Origin of the sequence: Ralstonia sp. PBBBR1, assembly GCF_002256165.1 — a bacterium.
GTDB lineage: Bacteria > Pseudomonadota > Gammaproteobacteria > Burkholderiales > Burkholderiaceae > Ralstonia > Ralstonia thomasii.
Genome location: NZ_NKIL01000011.1, coordinates 46,499 through 66,853 on the forward strand (window position 1 = coordinate 46,499; position 20,355 = coordinate 66,853).

Here is a 20,355-nt window from a genome sequence, read left to right on the forward strand (position 1 = left end):
ATTCAAAGCAAGAACGCACCGATTTCGGGCCACGGCCGTCGCGCTGCCGGGCAACGACCTCCCGCGCACGACCATGGTGCGCCATGTCACCTTTTTGCACACCGCTGGAACAACTTTTGCATCTGTCGGTGCCTTTTGCGCCATTTCCGGGCACGCACCGCACCCGGATGGCGCTGACCTTTAACCCGCACGACAACCGCAATGAACTCCATCAAAACCGGGGGCGACGCGCTCTTCATCCTGCTGGGCGCGATCATGGTGCTGGCCATGCATGCCGGCTTCGCGTTCCTTGAGCTGGGCACCGTCCGCAAGAAGAACCAGGTCAACGCACTGGTCAAGATCCTGGTCGACTTTGCCGTGTCGACCATCGCGTACTTCTTCATCGGCTATTCAGTCGCGTACGGCGTCAACTTCTTTACCGGCGCCGACGTGCTCGCCCAGCAGAACGGCTACGAGCTGGTGAAGTTCTTCTTCCTGCTGACCTTCGCGGCCGCTATCCCGGCCATCATCTCCGGCGGCATTGCCGAGCGCTCGCGCTTCGAGCCGCAACTGGCGGCAACCTTCGTGCTGGTGGGTTTCGTCTACCCGTTCTTTGAAGGCATCGCCTGGAACGAGCGCTTCGGCATCCAGCACTGGCTGCAGAGCGTGACGGGGGCGGAGTTCCATGACTTTGCCGGCTCGGTGGTTGTCCATGCCGTGGGCGGCTGGATCGCGCTGCCGGCGGTGCTGCTGCTTGGCGCCCGCCACGGCCGCTACAAGGACGACGGCCGCATCGCCGCGCATCCGCCGTCCAACATCCCGTTCCTGGCCGCCGGCGCCTGGGTGCTGGCGGTGGGCTGGTTCGGCTTCAACGTGATGAGCGCGCAGACGCTCGACAAGATGAGCGGCCTGGTCGCCATCAACTCGCTGATGGCCATGGTGGGCGGCACGCTCACCGCGTGGTGGATGGGCAAGAACGATCCGGGCTTCTCGTACAACGGGCCGCTGGCCGGCCTGGTGGCCGTGTGCGCGGGCTCCGACGTGATGCACCCGCTGGGGGCGCTTGCCGTCGGCGGCATTGCAGGCGTGCTGTTTGTCTGGATGTTCACGCGCGTGCAGAACGTCTGGCGCATCGACGACGTGTTGGGCGTGTGGCCGCTGCACGGCCTGTGTGGCGCGTGGGGTGGCATCGCGGCCGGCATCTTCGGCCTGAAGGCGCTCGGCGGCCTGGGCGGCGTGTCGTTCTGGGCGCAGGTGGCGGGCACGGCCGGCGGCATTGTCATTGCGCTGGTCGGCGGCACGGTGGTGTACGGCACGCTGCGCAAGCTCGTTGGGCTGCGGTTGGACCGCGAGGCCGAATTCATGGGCGCCGACCTGGCGATCCACCGCGTCTCGTCCACGCCGGAATCGGAAACGCACTGGTAAGCGGAAGCCTGCAGCCAGAGGAAGGCGCGCGCGGCGCTTGCTACAGTGAAAGCGTCTTCCCTCGCCCAACTGCAGGAGTGCCGCATGCCAGAAATCGATCCGAACCACCCCATCACCGTCGAGTCGAACCCGCGCCGCGTGACCGTGACCCTCAACGGTTTCACCATCGCCAGCACGCATCTGGCGCGCACGCTGCGCGAGGCGTCGTACCCGCCGGTGCAGTACATCCCGCGCGACGATGTGCAGATGAACCTGCTGGAGCGCACGCAGCATCACACCCATTGCCCGTACAAGGGCGATGCGTCGTACTACACGATCGTGGCCGGCGATATGCGCGCCGACAACGCCGTCTGGACGTACGAACAGCCCAAGCCCGTGGCGCGCGAGGTGGCCGGCTATCTGGCGTTCTATCCGAACAAGGTGACGATCCAGGAGGAATGAGGACGCAGACGCGGCTGACATGCCGCTGTCATGCGGGCGGCGCACGATGCGCCTGTTCCTCTTCTCACGGATCCTCTTTCCGTGAAAGTTCCGAGACCCGGCGCAGACGATCTGTGGCCGGGTATTTTTTTGCGCTGGCACCGGCTCGCGATGAGCCGGTGCCAACTTCCCCGAAGGCGGCAGTGCCGGGCGCTCGGTTGGCACCCTGGCCGTTGCCGCTTTTGATGACGGCGCCTTTCTCGATTTAGTTGCCGGGCTTGTTGACCGAAAAGTTCACCTGGTACGTGGATGGCGTGACGGACGGCGACCCGCTCAATGCCAGCGTCAGGCCGCTCAACGGCAGTTGCCACGTCTCGTTGCACGTAACCGCAACACCGCTCGTGTTCGTGCAGACCTTGGTACCGGGCCGATGGCGCAGGCCGGCGAATGGATCGTTGTAGATGATCTGGTCCGTATGGGTATCGGCAAAGGTGCGTGTCACCGTCGAGCCATTCACCGCCGTGATGGTGTTGCTGTCTTCCGTCACCGCGCTCAGACCGGTCGACTTGACGTTGCTTTGCCAGAAGGCGTTGGTCGTGCCGACTGCTGGCATGGACAGCGTCGTCTGCGGGGCGAAGATGCCTACGCCGCCCCCGGTCAGCGCAACCACGAAAACCGTGTTCCCCTGCGCGTTCCGGAACCCATAGGCGTGGGCGTTGACGGTACCTGCGGAGGCGCCATCATCAACCCAGTCGACCCCACCATCCGACGTGGCAACCATGTGCCCATACGGTGAATTCAGATCAGGCGCGCAAGGCGCGTTGACCGCGCAATTCGTGGCAGCCGTCACGACGCCCTTCGCATAGTTATTCGTGCCAAACGTGCCTTGGCTTGCCCCGCTCAGGAGCGCATAGATGTAGTTTCCGTTGATAGCAGTCGGATCGACGATCTGCTTGGGAAGCGACAGCGAAAGCACGCCCGTGCCACCGCTGCCGTTGGTCCAGACCGCCATTCCCGACTTGGCCACCAGCACGCGCGTCGAACCGGTATCGTTCAACGTGTAATCGCAGGCCGTCGCACCTTGGGTCAGTTGGTAGCTCGAGCCGCCCACCGCGACGGTCAGCTTGGCCGCGTCGATGGTCACCACCTGTGCCGAACCATCCGAGAATTTGATCAGCCGATGATCGCCGCTCTTGAGCGCCGGACAGGCCGAATTGGCCGGCGCCAGCACGGTGCCAACCGTCGAGCCTGCAGACCCGCTGGAGCTGCCGCTGGTGCTGGCAACCGCGGTGCTCAGGTCGGTCAGGGTGACGCCCGCGCCGGCCAGCTTCGATTGCAGCGTGTCGAGCACCCCGTCATAACCCTGGCCGCTGCCTGCGCTGAGCGTGCCGCCCAGGAAGTCACCGATGCCCGACGCGTCAAAGCCGGCGCTCTGCAACACCTTGATCAGGGCGGCTTGCGCGGCGGTGACGTCGCTGGCATTCACGGTCGTCGTCGAACTGAATCCGGCCACATACTTTGCCGGGTCCTGTCCGGCCAGTTGTGCCAGCAGCAGTTCCGTCAGCGGCGTGATGTTGGCCGTGGCGGTGCTGCCGATCGATCCTGAACCGGCAACCAGCGAGTGCAGCACCGTCTTGCCGTCGCTGCTGGTGACCGTCACCACGCAAGGCAGGCTGGCGCCCGTGATGGGTGCCGAATAGCTGCCGTCCGCTCTCGTGGTGGCCGTACCCGAACCCGCCGAGCAGGTCACGTTGACCGTTGCACCGGGCAAGGCCGCGCCAGTGGCCGCCACGCCGCTGATCGTCTGCGATTGCTGCGTGGTTAGCTGAGGCGGAGCATCTCCGCCTCCGCCGCAAGCGGTCAAAACAAGCACTGCAGCGCTGATTGCGATCGGTGTGAGCTTCATGGTTCCCTCCCTCGGGCTCTTTTGTGGTGTGGTACGGAATAGCTCGGTTTCGGACCGGATTGGATCGGATCCTCTAGAAGCACATGGCGCCGCGCATCATTTAAATGAATGAAGACGCCGTGTGGCTCCTATGGACCGCGCTCAGGCATTACGCCACGCAGCCACTTACCGATGACTTACCGATCTGGGCGGCGATGGGGCTCGATGTGCCGAAACGCCCCCTCCTTCCGAGGGGAATCACCCGAGCCGAAGTGCATGACATTCTGGAAATCCCGAGGCATGCGAGCAGCGCAGCGCACGGGATAATCCCGCTGCACCCTTGCCGCACATTCCGCGAACCTCCTGCTGGCACTCGACCTCCGCTTGAACTCCGCTCCCACGCTCTCCAAGATCAACCGCCCGCAGTCGGGCGGCATCGTGCTGCGCCCGCGTGTGCTGAACCGCATCGGGCGCGGCTTTGCGGCCAGCCCCATCGTGTGGGTGGCCAGCCCTGCCGGTTCGGGCAAGACCAAACTGGCGATCAGCTATCTGGAAGCGAGCGGGCTGCCCGCCATCTGGTACGAGGTGGACGCCGGCGACATGGACCCGGCCAGCTTTTTCCGGACCTTCGGGCAAGCCTGCGCTGCGCATCTTGGTGCAGACAGCGCCACCCAGCCGCCGCTGTTCAGCCCCGACCATCTGTTTGACCTGGCAGCGTTTGCGCGGCGTTACTTCCGGGCCGTGTTCTCGGGGCTACCAGAAGCCACCCTGCTGGTGCTTGAGAACGTGCACGCAGCGGAGGCCGAGCCCAGCTTCAAGGGAATCCTGCAAGCCGCGTTGGCCGAGGCATCCGAGCACGTGCGGATTCTGGTGTTGAGCCGATCCGCGCCGCCGCCTGAGTTGGCGCGGCTGCAAGCCAATCAGCAACTCGCGCTGGTGGACTGGCAACACCTGCGGCTGACCGAGGAAGAAACCGGCGCCATCCTGGCCGGCCACCCCGCCGCGCTGGCAACGCTGGAACAGCGCCCCGATGCAGAGCGCGAGCTTGCCGGCCGGCTGCATGCGCGCAGCGGCGGCTGGGTAGCCGCCGTGGTGTTGCTGCTGGACCAGATTGGCCGCGTGGGCAGCTATGACGTCGACCGACTGGACTCGCGTGAAGTGCTGTTCCCGTATTTCGCGCAGGAGATGATCGGCGCCGCGTCGCCCGAGCTGCGCCACTTCCTGCTGTGCACGGCGATCCTGCCGAACTTCGATCTGGCCGAGGCTCGCCAACTCACCGGCAGCACGGATGTCGATCACTTCGTTACCTCCGCGCATTGCCAGCAGTACTTCATCGACCAGTTCGGCAGCGGGGCAGGGGCGTCGTACCAGTACCACGCGCTGTTTCGCGAATTCTTGCTGTCACGGTTACCCGATGCATTTTCCGCTGACGAGCGGCAGCAGCTGACAGCCAACGCCGCCGCCTTGCTGGAAGCGCGCGGCGAGCTTGCCGGCGCCGGCGAATTGCTGGCCGATGCCGGGCTGATGCCGCAACTTGCGGCACTGGCGCTGCGCCATGCACCAATGGTTCTCCAGCAAGGCCGCTATCGCACGTTGAGCGACTTGCTTGGGCAACTCCCCACCGCCGTGCTCAATGCCGACCCCTGGCTGCTGTTCTGGGCCGGCACCAGCCGCATGGCGCTGGACCCGGGCAATGCACGCCGCTACTTCGAGCCGGCGTTGACGCTGTTCCAGGCGCATGACAATGCCGCTGGCTGTTACCTCGCCTGGTCTAGCATCGTCGATTGCATCTATTTCGAATCCCGCGATTACCGGCCGCTCACGCATTGGCTGGAAATGCTGGACACGCTGCGCGCGCGTTACCCGGCGTTTCCCGATGCGCAAATCGAAGCGCGCGTGCTGGCCAGCGTGCTCGCGGCGTTGGCGTTTCACGCCATGGGCCATGCGGATAGCCGACATTGGACCGACCGCGCCCTCGTCTTCATCGGCACGGTGGACGTGCAGACGCAAGCCTCGCTCGGCTTCATGCTGACGGTCTATCACCTGTGGACGGGCGATCTTGAGCGTGCGCGCGTAGTGCTCCAGCTCATGCGGGCGGCCGTGGCATCGCCGCAGACCAGCGACCTGCTGCGCACCACGATCCTCACCACCGAGGCGATGGGCTACTGGTTCTTTGCCGAGAACGATGCATGCATCGCCGTGGTAGAGCAAACGGAAGCCTTGATGCACGCCAGCGACATCTACCTGTGGAAGCACGCGCTACTGAATCATGGGCTGGCGGCGGCTATCTCCGCCGGCAATGTGATGGTGGCGGAATCGTTCCGGGCCAAGCTGGCGCAAGACATTCACATGGGCCGGCCACTCGATCAGGCCATGCACCATTTCGAGCGCGGGTGGCTGGCCTTGCAGCAAGACCGCTTGCGCGAGGCGGAACTCATGGTTGAGTTCGGGCGCAATGGCTTTCGGTCACTCAACTTCCGCTTCGGCGTGGCGTTCACCCTTGCCACCAGCGCATATATCGCGCACTTGCTCGGCCAGGCAGAACAGGCCGACACGTTTGCCGAAGAAGCAGAGGCGCTGTCGCGCGACGTCGATAGCAAGGTGGCGCTCTGCCACACGTTGATGGTGCGCGCGGTGATGGCGTTGGATCGTGGCGCACCAAGCAGCCCATGGCTGCCAGAGGCGCTGGCACTGGGCCGACGCTTCGGCATCACGAATTTCCCTGGCTGGCATGACCCGATGGTCGCCCGCCTGGCGGCCCATGCGTTGGCAACCGGCATTGAGACGAACTACGTGACCGCACTGGTCCGCAAACGCCGTCTACAGGCGCCAACTGCGCGCGTGAAGCACTGGCCGTGGGAGATTGAACTGCGCGTGCTCGGGGCTTTCAGCGTGAGTTGCTCAGGTGAGCCGCTAGCGCAGAGCGGCAAGGGCAACCGGCGCACGCTGGACACGCTCAAGGCGATCGTCGCGTATGGGGGACGGGAAGTCGCCATCGACCATCTCTCAGCCGCGTTGTGGCCCGACGCGGATGGCGACAGCGCCAAAGGTGCGTTCGACGTGGCCATTCACCGGCTGCGCAAACTGCTCGGCAATGCCGATGCCATCGTGGTCAGCAACGGCAAGGTTGGGCTCAACATGCACTTGTGCGGGCTCGATCTCTGGACGTTCCAGGCGCACCGCCAAATCGCACTCGATCTGGCAAAAACACCTGACGCCGATTCCCACACGCTATTGACAGCCGCGTTGGACATGCTCGCCGCCTACACCGGGGACTTCCTCGCCGACGAGGCCGAGCAACCATGGCTGCTTCCGCAGCGGGAACGCCTGCGTGCCGAACTGGTGCGCACCGTGCTCACGGTGGGGGAAAAGCTGGAAGCCCTCAATGCACCGACGTCGGCAACGACTGTGTATCAGCGCGCGCTTCGCCTGCACCCGACAGCAGAAGGCATCTGCCGTCACCTGCTGGAATGCCTGCGGGCAGAAGGCCGGTCTGCTGAAGCCAGCGCGTTCTTCGCCGAATGGCAGCACACACTCAAGGTGGTTTATGGCGCCGCGCCATCTCCATCTTTAGTGGCGATGCTGGACTGGATACGATAGGTCTACCCCACCGATGAAAACCGATATGCCGTGGGTTTCGCGCGTTCAGCGGGTTGCCCGACGTCAGGTTGTGGGCAGCGGCGTGTCCGGCCGATCTCTTCCGTTAGCGCCAGAGGCCTCTCGTCTGAGATGGTCGGCATCGAGATCTCAATACAGGAGTACGCTACACGCACGAAAAATCCCCGGGGAAAATGTGACATGAAGGTTTTATCCACCGGGTTGTCAAATTGATCATGCTGGACTTCCGTACCTACGGCCTCGCCGCGCCCCCACACTCGCACGACTTCATGCAAGTCGTGATGCCCGCACGCGGCATCCTCGAGATGGACGTGGACGGCCGCGGCGGCCGCGTCGACACGCACCACGCCGCGCTCATCCCGGCTGGCGCCACGCATGCGTTTGAAGCCACGGGCGCCAACCGTTTCATCGTGTTCGACATTCCCGGCCAAACCGTGGACGCCCCCAGCCTGGGCGGCCTGGCCGATCGCGTGTTCTTTCCACTTACGCCGGGCCTGCGCGCACTGACGACCTGGCTGCAGGACGCGCCCATCGTCGATGCCGTACTGGCCAATGCGTGGTCGTCTCTCGCGCTGGCGACGCTCGCGGCGCATCCGGTCAACCAAGCCGCGCAGATCCGCGCACGCCCCGACGCGCGTGCCGAGCGCGCATGGCACGCCATCGAGCACCGCTACGCCGAGCCGCTCACCGTCGATGCGCTTGCCGCCGAGGCGGGCGTCAGTGCGCGTCGCCTCGCCACGCTGTTCCGTGCCACCTATGGCACCACGCTGCATGCGCATCTGGCCCAGGTACGGCTGCGGCATGCATTGACGCTGCTGGAAACCACCGCCTTGCCCATCGCCGAGATTGCCGCACGCACCGGCTACTACGACCAGAGCGCCCTCACGCGCCACCTCAAGGCCGCACACGGCGTCACGCCCGCAGCGGTGCGCCGCTAACCCGGGCCATTTCCGTTTTTGCCAAAGCGCAGCCGTCTTCGCCAAGACGCGCGACGCGCGCACGCGCAGAGTGCCGGTTCGATTGATCTTTCCGGACAGGCGCTCCATGGCTGTTGGCGACCCCTCCACTGCAACGCAGCTTCATCACGGTCAGCACGACGCGCGGCGCGACCACCTCACGGGCATCGGCTACGGCGTCGCGGCCGGGGCGCTGTGGGGTGTGATCTTCGTCGCGCCGAAGATGCTGCCGCAGTTCTCGCCGCTGGCGCTGTCTGCCGCGCGATACGTGCTGTATGGCGTTCTCTCGCTCGTGCTGGCGCTGCCGATGTGGCGCATGCTGTGGCGCAAGACGACGCGGCGGGATTGGGTGGCGCTGCTGTTGCTATCGCTGCCGGGCAACATCCTTTACTACCTGTGCGTGGCGGGCGGGGTGCAGCGCGCAGGCGTGGCGCCGGTGTCGCTCATCGTGGGGCTGTTGCCGGTGACAGTCACGCTGGCCGGCGCGGCCGAACGCGGCAGCCTGCCCCTGCGCCAACTGGCCCTGCCCTTGCTGATGGCCGTCGCGGGCGTGGTGTGCATTTATCTGGATGCGCCAGACGTGCATTCGAGTGCGGGCGGCAGAACCTATCTCTTCGGGCTGTTGATGGCAGCAGGTGCGCTGGCGTGCTGGACGGTGTATGCGGTGTGCAATGCGCGGTACCTGCGCGCGCGGCCGCAGTTCACGAGCCGGGAGTGGTCGCTGTTGACGGGCGTTGCGACTGGAGTGCTGTCACTGGCACTGGCCGTGCCGGCGTTTTTGCTGCCCGGTATGGCGACGGCTTCTGCGCAGCCCCCGTCGGCGTGGGGGATGTTCTGGCTGGTGAATATGGGCGTGGCGCTGGGGGCGTCTGTGCTCGGGAACAGCCTGTGGAATGCGGCCAGCCGCAAGTTGCCGTTGACGCTGTCGGGGCAGTTGATCGTGTTTGAGACGGTGTTTGCGCTTTTGTATGGGTTTATCTATGAGGCACGATGGCCGCATGGGCTTGAAGTGGCGGCTGCGGTTTTGTTGGTGAGTGGGGTGGGGTTGGCGGCGCGGAGGCATGGGTAGGGTTTTTTTGTGCGTGTTTTGGACTTGGTGGTCCATCCCCCTTTCGTTCCCTGGCGGGACCGACTTACTTTTCTTTGTCTTGCCAAAGAAAAGTAAGCAAAAGAAAGGCGCGCCCGAGATGGCGACCCCCTCCTTGGATTTGTGTCGCGGGGAGGGGAAGGAGCCAAACTCGCTGCGCTCAGACAAGGCTCCTTCCTTTTTCCTCCCCGCAACAAAAATCCAAGGCGCCATCTAGGGCAAGGGAAAAGCAAACCGTCGAACACGAAGCGAGCCACCAAGGCTCGCTTTTTCGTTTGCACCGGCATACCGAGTGTTTGGCCGTTCCTGCCCTAGATGGCGCCTTCAATTTTTGTAAGCGGGCGGAAAAAAGGCGGGGAACTGTCTGAGCGCAGCGAGTTTTCCCCGCCTCCGCCCGGTTACGAAAATTGAAGGAGTCTTTCGCCATCTCGGGCGCGCATTTCTTTGCTTACTTTCTTTGGGCAAGACCAAAGAAAGTGAGTCAGCCCCGGCAGGGGATGAAACAAGGGATGCACCACAAACATCAAAACCAAAACCAAAACCCCCCTCCCCATTTGACGCCCCATTTTTTTCATGGATAACTGTCTCCCCACCCCCCAACAACACAGCGAGCCACCCCATGACCCTCCAAACCTGGCTGGCCTTCATCGGCGCCAGCATCATCATCCTGCTCATCCCCGGCCCGACCATCCTGTTGGTGATTGGTGATTCGCTGGCCAACCGTGGCCGCTCGGCGTGGAGCACCGTTGCCGGCGTGGCCGCTGGCGACACGACCGCCATGGCCGTGTCCCTTGCCGGTGCGGGCGCGCTGCTCGCCGCATCGGCCGCGGCCTTCACGGCGCTCAAGCTGATCGGCGGTTCGTACCTCGTCTATCTGGGCATCAAGTCCATCCTCAGCGCACGCCGCCTGCAGGATGACGTACAGGCGGATGCGCCCGAGGCCACCATCCCCGTGCAGCAAAAGTCCGCCGGCCGCCGCTTCCTCTCCGCCTGGACGGTCACCGCGCTGAACCCCAAGAGCATCGTCTTCTTCGTCGCCTTCGTGCCGCAGTTCATGTCGGCCGAGCAGACCTTCCTCTCGCAGAGCGTGATCCTGCTGCCGACCTTCGTCATCCTGGCCGCCGCCAATGCGTCGATGTACGCGCTGGCCGCCAAGCTGCTCGCCAAGCGCCTGACGAGCGTGGCCGCGCAGCGCCGCTTCGGCTACACGGGCGGCGCGGTGATGGTGGGCGCAGGCACGCTCACGCTCGGCATGCAGTCGGCCTGATCGCCCTTTCCAAGGCCGCACCGAAGGACACCCGATGCCCCGCAGTTACCTCCGCCCCTCGCCCGAAGGGGCCCACGGCCATCACCGCGTCACCAACATCGAGTTGTTCTTCGATCTGGTGTTCGTCTTTGCGGTGACGCAGCTCTCGCACCTGCTGATCAGCAATTTCACGCTGCAAGGCGGCGCGCAGGCGCTGCTGCTGATGCTGGCCGTGTGGTGGGTGTGGATCTTCACGTCGTGGGTGACGAACTGGCTCGATCCGGACAAGCTCGCCATCCGCATGCTGATGCTCGTGCTGATGACGGGCGGGCTGCTGCTCTCGGCATCGCTGCCGCAGGCGTTCGGCTCGCGCGGGCTGGCCTTTGCGCTGGCCTATGTGTTCATGCAGTTCGGCCGCACGGTCTTCTTCCTGTGGGCCGTGCGCGGTGAGTCGCTGCCCATGCGGCGCAACTTCCAGCGCATCGCCACGTGGCTCGGCATCTCGGCCGTGCTGTGGCTGGCGGGCGGCCTGTCGGACGGTTCCGTGCGCTGGACCTGCTGGATCTGCGCGCTGGTCATCGAATGGCTCGGCCCCTCGATGGGCTTCTACACACCGGGCCTGGGCCGCTCCACCACCAACGACTGGAACGTGGAAGGCGGCCACATGGCCGAGCGCTGCTCGCTGTTCATCATCATCGCGCTCGGCGAATCGGTGCTGGTGACGGGCTCCACGTTTGCTGGCCTCGACTGGACCGCAGAAAACATCGCGGCGATGGCGCTGTCGTTCATCGGCAGCCTGGCGATGTGGTGGCTGTATTTCGACAGGATTGCCGAGCGCGGCGCGCGCACCATGTCGCATTCGGCTGATCCGGGCCGGCTCGCACGGCTGGCCTACACCTACATCCACGTGGTGCTGGTGGCCGGCATCATCGTCGGGGCGGTGGCCGATGAGTTCGTGCTGGCGCATCCGGTGGGCCGCGCCCATGAAGGGACGACGCTGGCGGTGCTGGGCAGCGCAGCGCTATATCTGCTGGGCAACCTGCTGTTCAAGTGGGCGATCTTCGGGCGGTTGCGCCCGGCACATGCGGTTGGCCTGGTGGTGCTGGGCGGCGCCTGGCTGCCGGCGGGTGAACTGCCGGCGCTCGCGGTGTCCGCGCTGGCGACGGGCGTGCTGTGCGGCACCGCGGCGTGGGAATGGTACGCACGCTCCTGCGAGACAGCGGAACCCGAAGCGGCGCACAACCCGTAAGTGGTTACCTGAAAATTCCAGTTTCTGGACATTACAAAAGGCCACTCGCGCGCCTACGCTGTCAACCAACATGACAGAACACGAGGGCCCCGCCATGATCGATCTCTACTACTGCGCCACGCCCAACGGCCTGAAGATGGCGCTGTTCTTTGCCGAAACCGGCTTGCCGCACCGCGTCATCCCCGTCGATATCAGCCGGGGTGACCAGTTCAAGCCCGAGTTCCTGGCCATCTCGCCCAATAACAAGATCCCGGCCATGGTCGATCACGACCCGGCCGAAGGCAGCGACCCCGTGGTGCTGTTTGAATCGGGCGCCATGCTGCTTTACCTGGCCGAGAAGACCGGCCAGCTGATGCCCGCCGACCTGCACGGCCGCATGGAAGTGCTCAAGTGGCTGTTCTGGCAGGTGGGCGGCCTGGGCCCGATGGCCGGGCAGATCGGCCACTTCAACGTGTATGCCCCCGAGCGCGTGCCCTACGCCATCGAGCGCTACACCAAGGAAACGAACCGCCTGTACGGTGTGGTCGACCGCCGCCTGGCCGATCGCCCCTACATTGCCGGCAACGACTACACCATCGCCGACATCGCGGCCTATCCCTGGATCGTCCCGCACGCCGGGCATGGTCAGGACCTGAACGACTTTCCGAATCTCCAGCGCTGGTTCGAAGGCGTTGGCGCACGCCCTGCCACGCAGCGCGCCTATGCCGGGGTCGAGCGCGCCTACTCGCGCCGCCGCGAAGACATCTCCGACGACGAGCGCAACGTGCTGTTGGGCCAGACGGCCAGCTCCACCGCGCGATGATCCTCGCGGAGCCTCTGCGCTCCGCCCCTCTCTCCGCTTTCCTCTTCTGACAGGAGCCGACCATGCCGGCATCGCTGTGGTGGTTGTGCCTGGGCGCGTTCGCCATCGGCACTGAAGGGTTCATGATCGCCGGTCTGCTGCCGGTGCTGGCCGCAGACCTGGGCGTGAGCGTGCCGGCGGCTGGGCAGCTCGTCACCGTGTTTGCCGTCACCTATGCCGTGGGCTCGCCGGTGATGGCGACGCTGCTCGGCAATGTGGACCGCCGACGCGTGCTGATCGGCGCGCTGGCCATCTTTGCGGCAGGCAACTTGCTGGCGGCCACCGCGCACGGCTTTGGGCAGTTGATGGCGGCGCGCGTGCTGCTGGCGCTGGCGGCCGGCGTCTTTCTGCCGACGGCCAATGCGGTGGCGACCTCGCTGGTGCCGGCCTCGCGCAGCGGCTCGGCGCTGGCCGTCATCACGGGTGGCGGCACGGTGGCGGTGGCGCTCGGTGTGCCGCTGGGCGCGTGGATTGCCGCGCAAGGCGACTGGCGCTCGACGTTCATCGCATGCGGGGTGCTCTCGGCGCTGGCCACGGCAGGGCTCGCCTTCGGTCTGCCGCGCGACCTGCCGCACAGCGTAACCACGCTGGCGCAACGCCTGCGCGTGGCGCGCCGGCCCGGCATGCTGGGCGCGCTGGCGGTGTCCACGCTGTGGGCCGCAGGCGGCTTTACGTTCTACACCTACGTCGCACCGTTCTTTGTGCAGGGGCTGGGCTTCGCGCCGCAGCATGTGGGCATCGTGCTGTTCCTGGTCGGCAGCTTTGCGGCACTGGGCACGGGCCTGGGCGGCCACCTGACCGACCGCGCCGGCGTGGCGCGCGTGCTGGCGGTCAGCAGCGCGGGCATCGTGCTGGCCTTCTCGGTGCTGTCGCTGTCGGCACAGGTGCTGCACGGCACGGTGGCCGGCGCCGTCGCCATCGGCGCGGTCGTGCTGTGGGGCATGGCCGGCTGGGGCTTCGGCCCGGCGCAGGCGACGCGGCTGATCCGCCTGGCCCCCGATGTGTCGCCGATCACGCTGTCGTTGCATGCGTCGGCCGTGTATGCGGGGATTGCGCTGGGGTCGAGCGTTGGCGCGCTGGCGCTGGCGCATGGCGGGCCCGGCATGCTGGGATGGGCCGCCGCCGCGTGCCATGTGGTGGCCGTGGTGCTGTGGCGCATGGGTGGGCGGCATGAGGCGGCGCTGGCCGATGAACCGGCAGCCACGTCGGTCGCCCACTGAGAGCCGGCCGGCAGAACACGAGGCGCCAGGATCTGAACCCGGCGCTCAGACGTCAAACCCTCGCATTCCGAGCCTGGATGTTGGCGGCCGAGCGTCAAACCCCGATGCACCACACTTTGGGCTCGACATTTTCGACCTCGAACGGCCGCGTTCAAAGCGTTGCGCTCGATGCGCGAGCCTCCAAGAGTCGCGCTAGACAGTCCGAGCATGGCAATTGCGCCTCAAAGCCTCACGCGCTGCGCTCAGACCGCCGCAGTAGGCGCATTCCGGTCGCCGGACGAACGCCGCGCACCCCGCCGACCCAGGTACGGCAGCGCAAACATATAAAGCCCGGTGAGCAGCAACAGCGCCAGCGGCAGCAGCGGCGCATAGGTGATCCACGCAGGCGGCTGCGCCCCCTTGCCCACCCCCATGGCGACAAAGTTGGCGATGACGGTGAGCGTGAACGCCATCGACACCCAGCGGTGAAACTGGCGGATTGCGTTACGGGCGCTCACTGTGCACCTCCGGCGGCCTGGATCATCTTCCAGCCGTTGCCGGCCGGGTCACGAAAGCCGGCGTCGACGCTGCCGAAGCGGTCGATCGGCTCCTGCGTGAATTCAACGCCGCGCTCGCGCAATTGCGCGTAGGCGGCGCGGCAATCGGCGACGGTCAGCACCAGCGGCGGCATCGCGCCCTTGGCCACCATGGCGCGCAGCGTCTGCGCCGTGGCCTCGTCGTGGATGGGCGGACCAGGCTGGAACAGGCCCAGCTGAAACGACGGCTGCTCCGGATGCTGCACCGTCAGCCACCGGTACGGGCCGTTGCGCACATCGGTGTGCACGCGAAACCCCAGCTTGTCGACATAAAACGCCAGCGCCGCGTCCTGGTCATCCACATACAGCCCGACGACATTGATCCCTTGGCTCATCACCGCTCCTTGTTGTTGGTGGGTGACGGATTTGTACCCTCCGCCAGCTGGCGGCGCTTCTCCGAAACTGCTGTGACGAGGTCGGGCCGCTGCGCCGCCTTCAGCACACAGGCGGGCACGCGGTCGAGTTGTTGCAGCGACGCGGTGGCCTGTGCGTGGCGGCGCAGCGCGCTCGGGCTCTGCCCGGTGATGTCGCGGAAGATGCGGCCGAAGGTGCCGAGGCTTTCCCAGCCTGTGGCGTAAGCGATTTCGATGATGGGCAGGTCGGTGTCGCGCAGCAGGGTGGTGGCCTGCTCGATGCGGCGTGTGAGCAGGTAGCGGTGCGGCGGAATGCCGAAGGCCTGCTTGAACGAGCGCGCAAAATGCGCCGCCGATACGCCGCTCACTTCGGCCAGCCGCTTGACGGGCCACGCCTCGTGCGAGGCGGCGTCCATGCGGTCTTTGGCGCGCAGCAGGCGGCGCAGCAGCGCGGGGTCTTGCTGCGCGTCGGTGTGTGCCTGTGCCACCGCGGCCTGCGCCGGTGCGGTCAGCCCAGCTTGAACTCGCCGATGGCGTGCGCAAGCTTGCGCACACCCTCTTCCACCTGCGCCAGCGACGAGGTCGCGTATGACAGACGCAGCGTCGAGCGATCCGGGTCTACGGGGTAGAACGCCGCACCCGGCACGAACGCCACACCGCGTTCGATGGCCATCTTGGCTACATCGCCGGCATTGCGGCCCGGCAAGGTGCACCACAGGAACATGCCGCCGCGCGGGCGGTTGAAGGTCAGTTCGGTGTCGGGCAGCAGCGCACGCAGCCCGTTGGCCATGGCGTGTGCGCGTTCGGCATAGGCAGCGCGCGTGCGCGGCAGCACGGTCTCGAGGCGATTACTGCGCAGATACGCAGCGGCCGTGGCCTGCGCAAACGTGGAGGTATGCGCATCGGCAAACTGCTTGACCATCACCGCGTTGCCCAGCACCGGCTGCGAAGCGATCATCCAGCCCACGCGCAGGCCCGGCGCCACCACCTTCGACAGGCTGCCCAGGTAGATCACGCGCCCCTGTGCGCCGTCGGTCTGCTGCGACAGCGCGTACAGCGACGGCGGCGGGGGTGCGTCGAAATACAGATCGCCATAGGGGTCGTCTTCCACGATCAGCAGGTTGTGGCGCACGGCCACGTCCAGCAGGCGCTTGCGGCGCTCCAGGCTCATCAGCGCGCCGCTCGGGTTGCCGAAGTTGGGAATCACGTAGAGGAATTTGGGGCGCGCGGTGGACAGCACCTTTTCCAGCGCGTCGACGTCCAGGCCGTCGCCATCGGTCGGCACGCCGGCCACCTTGGCGCCATACAGCTTGAACGCCTGAATGGCGGCGAGGAAGGTGGGGGCTTCTGTCAGCACCGTATCGCCTTCGCCGATCAGCACCTTGCCCAGCAGATCCAGCCCCTGCTGCGAACCGGTGGTGACGAGGATGTCGGTGTTGGCGACGTTGGCGCCGCGCGCCTTCATCAGCGTGACGATAGCCTCGCGCAGCGGCTCGAAGCCCTCGGTGGCGCCATATTGCAACGCGCGGGCGGCGTCGGTGGTGAGCGCGCTGTCGGCCGCGGCCTTCAGGCCTTCCACGTCAAACAGGGCGGCGTCAGGAAAGCCGCCGGCAAACGAGATCAGGCCCGGCTTGCCGAGCACCTTGAACAGTTCGCGGATGGCGGAGGTTTCAACGTTTTGCAGGCGGGGTGCCAGCAGCGATTGCAGGAATTCCATGGCGTGCGTGTCTCTGTAGTTCGAGTGCCCGCCACTTTACGTGATGTGCGCCGCGTGCGCATGCCAACAGGGCGTCACAGCCGTGACTAGAATGCCGTCACCGAATCGGTAAAAAGGAGCCCCTGCATGGCTGTCCGACGCATCGTCCCCAATCTGCATGCAGCCGACCCGGCACGCGCCCGCGCGTTCTATGCCGAACTGCTCGATCTGGAAGCCGTGATGGACCACGGCTGGATCGTCACCTTTGCCGACACGGCCGCCACCATGACGCCGCAAGTCAGCATTGCCAGCGAAGGTGGAAACGGCACACCGGTGCCGGCGCTGTCGGTGGAGGTGGACGATGTGGATGCGGTGCATAGGCGTGCCGTGTCGCTGGGCCTGGAAATCGTCTACCCGCTCGTCGATGAGCCGTGGGGCGTGCGCCGCTTTTACGTGCGTGATCCGTTCGGCAATGTCGTGAACATCCTGGCGCACCGGTAAGCCGCCAGCCTCGAAAAAAAGCCCGCATGCCAGAGGCGATGCGGGCGCGGCAGTGCCGGCGGACTGCTACCGGTGGTTGCCGTTGTGGGTGCGCTTGTCCTGGTGTGCGTCGGCGTCTTTGTCCTTGTCGACAACGCGCGTGATGCCGCCCGTGGCGGGCGGATCACTGGCCGGGAAGGTGTCTTCCACAGCCTTTTCCACCAGCTCTTCACGCTTATGTGCGTGCGGATGCTTCTCTTTCTTGCCCTTCTCCATAGCGCCCTCCTGTTTCAAGCGTGGTTGACGACATGCAAGCGAACGGCGTGCCCGAGCGCACTCAATACTCTTCCCAGTACGGACGCGAGCCGTAGTACTCATGCACGGACTGCGCCCAGGTCGGATCGGCCATCGTGGGCCAGCTGTCCTTGTCGAAACCGGGAGCCGCTTCCAGGCGATCCTTGTTGGCATCGAGCACGAAGCACTTGCGGTCCACGTCGAGCGACATGGCGCTCCACGGCACGGCAAAGAGCTTGTCGCCGATACCCAGGAAGCCGCCCACCGACATCACCGCGTAGGCGATCCGGCCGCGCTGGACGTCGAGCATGATGTCGGTGATCTTGCCGAGGTCTTCTCCATTGAGGTTGACGACGCGATCGCCCTCCAGCGTATCTGCGGCCATCAGTTCCGGGCCCGGACCCGCCGAATCGGAGTCGGCACGCCCGATGATGCGCATGCGTACACCGGCGGTGGTTCCTACACCGGTGCCAGTACCGGTGCCCAGCGCGGTGCCGGTTGTCGTGGTTTGCATAGCAGTTACCTCCCATCAATCAGTTGACGTTCAGGATGATGTGCGGCGGCCACGCATCTGCGCGGCGTCTCGCACGTAACCACCTGTGTCAGCACGAAGCTTGCCTGCGGCACATCGCCCGCAAAGGCGCGCGTGCGGCATGCCGCTTGCTCGACGGTACGGCGCATCAAACCAGAAACCCCTACCGGAGAGCCTCATGAACAAAGCTGAAATCCCTGTGGCGCAACGCGCCGTGCTGTCGATGCTGCTGGACGATCACCGCGAGGTGAAAAAACTGTTCAAGACGTTCCAGCAGGAGAAAGACGAAGCGACCCGCGAGCAAATCGTGCGCGAAGCGTGTGAAAAGTTGACCGTGCACACGCAGCTTGAAGAAGAGGTGTTCTACCCGTACGTACGCGACAACGGCGGCGAAGCGTTCAAGGACCTCGTCGACGAAGCCGTGGTCGAGCACGCCACCGCAAAGGATCTGATCCAGCAGTTGAACGGCATGCACGCGGGCGACGATCTGTTCGCGGCTAAGTTCACCGTGCTGGCCGAGTACGTCTCGCACCACGTGGAAGAGGAAGAGACCGAACTCTTTCCCAAGCTGGTCCGACAGCACGTCGACCTGACGCCGCTGCAGGAGACCATGGCCGCGCGCAAGGAAGCGCTGCTGACCGAGACGGCGAGCTGAACGAGTTGACGGACCCGAGACGGACCCGACCACCCGACACCGGACAGACACCATGCAAGCCACCGTCTGCGATTTCCTCGTCGCCCGCCTGTACGAGTGGGGCGTGCGGCGCATCTTTGGTTACCCCGGCGACGGCATCAACGGCATGTTCGGGGCCCTGCAGCGCGCCGGCGGCAAGATCGAGTTCGTGCAGGTGCGGCATGAAGAGATGGCCGCCTTCATGGCATCGGCGCACGCCAAGTTCACCGGTGAGCTTGGCGTGTGCATGGCAACGTCCGGGCCGGGTGCTGCGCACCTGATCACGGGCCTGTACGACGCTCGGCTCGACCACATGCCGGTGCTGGCGATTACCGGGCAGCAGGCGCGCACCGCAGTCGGCGGGCACTACCAGCAGGAGGTGGATCTGGCGGCGATGTTCCGCGACGTGGCCGGCGCGTTTGTCCACCAGGCCAGCATGCCGGCGCAGGTGCGGCACCTGCTGGATCGCGCGGTACGCATCGCCATCGGGCAACGCCGGGTGACGGCGCTCGTGCTGCCAAACGATCTGCAGGAAATGCCCTACACCGAACCGCCGCGTGCGCATGGCACGGTGCACTCGGGCGTGGGCTACAGCGCGCCGAGCGTGATCCCGCAAGCCGCCGACCTGGAACGCGCAGCGGACATCCTCAACAGCGGCCGCCGGGTGGCGATGCTCGTGGGCGCGGGCGCACTCGGAGCCAGCGCGGAAGTGGCGGCCGTGGCGGAAACGCTGGGGGCGGGCGTGGCCAAGGCGCTGCTCGGCAAGGCCGTGTTGCCCGACGACCTGCCTTATGTGACAGGCGCCATCGGCCTGCTCGGCACCGAGCCGAGCTGGGAGCTGATGAACCATTGCGATACGCTGTTGATGGTCGGCTCCGGCTTTCCGTACGCGGAGTTCCTGCCCAAGGAAGGCCAGGCGCGCGGTGTGCAGATCGACCTGGACCCCGGCATGCTGGGGCTGCGCTATCCGATGGAGGTCAACCTCGTGGGCGACAGCGCGCAGACGCTGCGTGCACTGCTGCCGCTGCTCCAGCGCAAGACCGATCCCTATTGGCCCGACCGGATTGCACGCTGGAATGAAAGCTGGTGGAAGACGCTGGAAGACCGCGCATTGCAACCGGCCTATCCCGTCAACCCGCAGCACGTGTTCTGGGAGCTGTCACCGAAGCTGCCAGACAACGTGATCGTCACGAGCGACTCCGGCACCTGCGCCAACTGGTATGCGCGCGATCTCAAGTTCAAGCCCGGCATGATGGGCTCGCTATCGGGCGGGCTGGCATCGATGGGGGCGGCGGTGCCGTATGCGATTGCCGCCAAGTTTGCGCATCCCGAGCGCCCTGTCATCGCACTGGTGGGCGACGGCGCCATGCAGATGAACAACATGGCGGAACTCATCACCGTGTCGAAATACTGGAAGCGCTGGAAGTCTTCCAAGTGGATCTGCATGGTGCTCAACAATCAGGATCTGAACGAAGTCACATGGGAGCAGCGCGTGATGGAAGGCGACCCGAAATTCCCGGCGGCACAGGACATCCCGAACGTGCCGTATCACCGCTTTGCCGAGTTGATCGGGCTGAAGGGCATCTACGTGGACAACCCCGACCAGCTGGCCGGCGCGTGGGACGAAGCGCTCAACGCCGACCGGCCCGTGGTGCTGGAAGTGAAGACCGATCCCGATGTGCCGCCGCTGCCGCCCCACGTCACGCTGCAGCAGGCACGCAACTTTGCGACGGCACTGGCGTATGGCGACCCGGATGCGAGCGGTGTGCTGCGCGGGACGGCACGGCAGGTGCTGTCGGCGCTGTTTCCGGTGCATAAGGAATAGG

Annotated in this window: 19 protein-coding genes; 12 read left to right on the forward strand and 7 right to left on the reverse strand. The window is 65.6% G+C overall.

The window, feature by feature from the left end:
- Nucleotides 1-201 precede the first annotated feature (201 nt).
- Both CFE42_RS19200 and CFE42_RS19205 read left to right on the forward strand, forming a co-directional pair.
- On the forward strand, nt 202-1,404 hold the full coding sequence (locus CFE42_RS19200) for an ammonium transporter (RefSeq protein WP_004633619.1): 1,203 nt from the start codon (nt 202-204) through the stop codon (nt 1,402-1,404).
- 84 nt (nt 1,405-1,488) lie between these two features.
- Nucleotides 1,489-1,845, forward strand: coding sequence for a DUF427 domain-containing protein (locus tag CFE42_RS19205; protein ID WP_004633617.1), 357 nt, complete (start codon nt 1,489-1,491; stop codon nt 1,843-1,845).
- Nucleotides 1,846-2,089: 244 nt separating this feature from the next.
- Here CFE42_RS19205 and CFE42_RS19210 read toward each other — a convergent pair whose 3' ends face one another.
- Nucleotides 2,090-3,730, reverse strand: a complete 1,641-nt coding sequence (locus CFE42_RS19210; protein ID WP_004633616.1) for a hypothetical protein — start codon at nt 3,728-3,730, stop codon at nt 2,090-2,092.
- Nucleotides 3,731-4,093: 363 nt separating this feature from the next.
- Between CFE42_RS19210 and CFE42_RS19215 the strand changes: the two genes are divergently transcribed.
- The 7 genes from CFE42_RS19215 (at nt 4,094) to CFE42_RS19245 (ending at nt 13,926) form a co-directional block, all read left to right on the forward strand.
- Complete coding sequence (locus CFE42_RS19215) at nt 4,094-7,309, forward strand: BTAD domain-containing putative transcriptional regulator (protein ID WP_004633614.1); 3,216 nt, start codon at nt 4,094-4,096, stop codon at nt 7,307-7,309.
- 233 nt (nt 7,310-7,542) lie between these two features.
- Entirely contained in the window at nt 7,543-8,265 is a 723-nt protein-coding gene (locus tag CFE42_RS19220) for an AraC family transcriptional regulator (RefSeq protein WP_004633613.1), read from the forward strand.
- 106 nt (nt 8,266-8,371) lie between these two features.
- Complete coding sequence (locus CFE42_RS19225) at nt 8,372-9,352, forward strand: DMT family transporter (protein ID WP_004633610.1); 981 nt, start codon at nt 8,372-8,374, stop codon at nt 9,350-9,352.
- Between the two features lie 637 nt (nt 9,353-9,989).
- Nucleotides 9,990-10,637, forward strand: a complete 648-nt coding sequence (locus CFE42_RS19230) for a LysE family translocator (protein ID WP_004633606.1) — start codon at nt 9,990-9,992, stop codon at nt 10,635-10,637.
- 34 nt (nt 10,638-10,671) lie between these two features.
- A complete protein-coding gene (locus tag CFE42_RS19235) occupies nt 10,672-11,865 on the forward strand; it encodes a low temperature requirement protein A (protein ID WP_004633603.1) in 1,194 nt (397 codons plus the stop codon).
- Nucleotides 11,866-11,959: 94 nt separating this feature from the next.
- On the forward strand, nt 11,960-12,667 hold the full coding sequence (locus tag CFE42_RS19240) for a glutathione binding-like protein (RefSeq protein WP_004633601.1): 708 nt from the start codon (nt 11,960-11,962) through the stop codon (nt 12,665-12,667).
- A gap of 62 nt (nt 12,668-12,729) precedes the next feature.
- Nucleotides 12,730-13,926, forward strand: coding sequence for an MFS transporter (locus tag CFE42_RS19245; protein ID WP_004633599.1), 1,197 nt, complete (start codon nt 12,730-12,732; stop codon nt 13,924-13,926).
- 242 nt (nt 13,927-14,168) lie between these two features.
- On the opposite strand, the gene CFE42_RS19250 is transcribed toward CFE42_RS19245, so the two are convergent.
- From CFE42_RS19250 to CFE42_RS19265, 4 genes are read right to left on the reverse strand one after another with little or no spacing between them, the layout of a single operon-like run.
- Nucleotides 14,169-14,423, reverse strand: coding sequence for a hypothetical protein (locus tag CFE42_RS19250; protein WP_004633595.1), 255 nt, complete (start codon nt 14,421-14,423; stop codon nt 14,169-14,171).
- A complete protein-coding gene (locus CFE42_RS19255) occupies nt 14,420-14,836 on the reverse strand; it encodes a VOC family protein (RefSeq protein ID WP_004633594.1) in 417 nt (138 codons plus the stop codon). Before CFE42_RS19255 ends, CFE42_RS19250 begins: the two co-directional genes overlap by 4 nt.
- Nucleotides 14,836-15,342, reverse strand: a complete 507-nt coding sequence (locus CFE42_RS19260) for an AraC family transcriptional regulator (RefSeq protein ID WP_004633586.1) — start codon at nt 15,340-15,342, stop codon at nt 14,836-14,838. The genes CFE42_RS19255 and CFE42_RS19260 overlap by 1 nt, the downstream gene beginning before the upstream one ends.
- Nucleotides 15,343-15,362: 20 nt before the next feature.
- On the reverse strand, nt 15,363-16,571 hold the full coding sequence (locus tag CFE42_RS19265) for a PLP-dependent aminotransferase family protein (protein WP_004633584.1): 1,209 nt from the start codon (nt 16,569-16,571) through the stop codon (nt 15,363-15,365).
- A 126-nt stretch (nt 16,572-16,697) separates the two neighbouring features.
- Here CFE42_RS19265 and CFE42_RS19270 point away from each other — a divergent pair, with 126 nt between their 5' ends.
- Nucleotides 16,698-17,051: a glyoxalase superfamily protein gene (locus CFE42_RS19270; protein ID WP_004633583.1), complete on the forward strand. Its 354-nt coding sequence runs from the start codon at nt 16,698-16,700 to the stop codon at nt 17,049-17,051.
- A 66-nt stretch (nt 17,052-17,117) separates the two neighbouring features.
- On the opposite strand, the gene CFE42_RS19275 is transcribed toward CFE42_RS19270, so the two are convergent.
- On the reverse strand, nt 17,118-17,306 hold the full coding sequence (locus CFE42_RS19275) for a hypothetical protein (protein ID WP_004633582.1): 189 nt from the start codon (nt 17,304-17,306) through the stop codon (nt 17,118-17,120).
- Nucleotides 17,307-17,367: 61 nt separating this feature from the next.
- A complete protein-coding gene (locus tag CFE42_RS19280) occupies nt 17,368-17,838 on the reverse strand; it encodes a PRC-barrel domain-containing protein (RefSeq protein ID WP_004633581.1) in 471 nt (156 codons plus the stop codon).
- 196 nt (nt 17,839-18,034) lie between these two features.
- Between CFE42_RS19280 and CFE42_RS19285 the strand changes: the two genes are divergently transcribed.
- Complete coding sequence (locus CFE42_RS19285) at nt 18,035-18,511, forward strand: hemerythrin domain-containing protein (protein ID WP_004633580.1); 477 nt, start codon at nt 18,035-18,037, stop codon at nt 18,509-18,511.
- Between the two features lie 52 nt (nt 18,512-18,563).
- Nucleotides 18,564-20,354, forward strand: coding sequence for a thiamine pyrophosphate-requiring protein (locus CFE42_RS19290; RefSeq protein ID WP_004633579.1), 1,791 nt, complete (start codon nt 18,564-18,566; stop codon nt 20,352-20,354).
- The last annotated feature ends 1 nt before the right edge of the window (nt 20,355 follow it).

What these genes read in the sequence shown, in the direction of transcription:
- CFE42_RS19200 (WP_004633619.1), top strand. Translation starts at nt 202, where the DNA reads ATGAACTCCATCAAAACCGGGGGCGACGCGCTCTTCATCCTGCTGGGC.
- CFE42_RS19205 (WP_004633617.1), top strand. Translation starts at nt 1,489, where the DNA reads ATGCCAGAAATCGATCCGAACCACCCCATCACCGTCGAGTCGAACCCG.
- CFE42_RS19210 (WP_004633616.1), bottom strand. Translation starts at nt 3,730, where the DNA reads ATGAAGCTCACACCGATCGCAATCAGCGCTGCAGTGCTTGTTTTGACC.
- CFE42_RS19220 (WP_004633613.1), top strand. Translation starts at nt 7,543, where the DNA reads ATGCTGGACTTCCGTACCTACGGCCTCGCCGCGCCCCCACACTCGCAC.
- CFE42_RS19225 (WP_004633610.1), top strand. Translation starts at nt 8,372, where the DNA reads ATGGCTGTTGGCGACCCCTCCACTGCAACGCAGCTTCATCACGGTCAG.
- CFE42_RS19230 (WP_004633606.1), top strand. Translation starts at nt 9,990, where the DNA reads ATGACCCTCCAAACCTGGCTGGCCTTCATCGGCGCCAGCATCATCATC.
- CFE42_RS19235 (WP_004633603.1), top strand. Translation starts at nt 10,672, where the DNA reads ATGCCCCGCAGTTACCTCCGCCCCTCGCCCGAAGGGGCCCACGGCCAT.
- CFE42_RS19240 (WP_004633601.1), top strand. Translation starts at nt 11,960, where the DNA reads ATGATCGATCTCTACTACTGCGCCACGCCCAACGGCCTGAAGATGGCG.
- CFE42_RS19245 (WP_004633599.1), top strand. Translation starts at nt 12,730, where the DNA reads ATGCCGGCATCGCTGTGGTGGTTGTGCCTGGGCGCGTTCGCCATCGGC.
- CFE42_RS19255 (WP_004633594.1), bottom strand. Translation starts at nt 14,836, where the DNA reads ATGAGCCAAGGGATCAATGTCGTCGGGCTGTATGTGGATGACCAGGAC.
- CFE42_RS19265 (WP_004633584.1), bottom strand. Translation starts at nt 16,571, where the DNA reads ATGGAATTCCTGCAATCGCTGCTGGCACCCCGCCTGCAAAACGTTGAA.
- CFE42_RS19270 (WP_004633583.1), top strand. Translation starts at nt 16,698, where the DNA reads ATGGCTGTCCGACGCATCGTCCCCAATCTGCATGCAGCCGACCCGGCA.
- CFE42_RS19275 (WP_004633582.1), bottom strand. Translation starts at nt 17,306, where the DNA reads ATGGAGAAGGGCAAGAAAGAGAAGCATCCGCACGCACATAAGCGTGAA.
- CFE42_RS19280 (WP_004633581.1), bottom strand. Translation starts at nt 17,838, where the DNA reads ATGCAAACCACGACAACCGGCACCGCGCTGGGCACCGGTACTGGCACC.
- CFE42_RS19285 (WP_004633580.1), top strand. Translation starts at nt 18,035, where the DNA reads ATGAACAAAGCTGAAATCCCTGTGGCGCAACGCGCCGTGCTGTCGATG.
- CFE42_RS19290 (WP_004633579.1), top strand. Translation starts at nt 18,564, where the DNA reads ATGCAAGCCACCGTCTGCGATTTCCTCGTCGCCCGCCTGTACGAGTGG.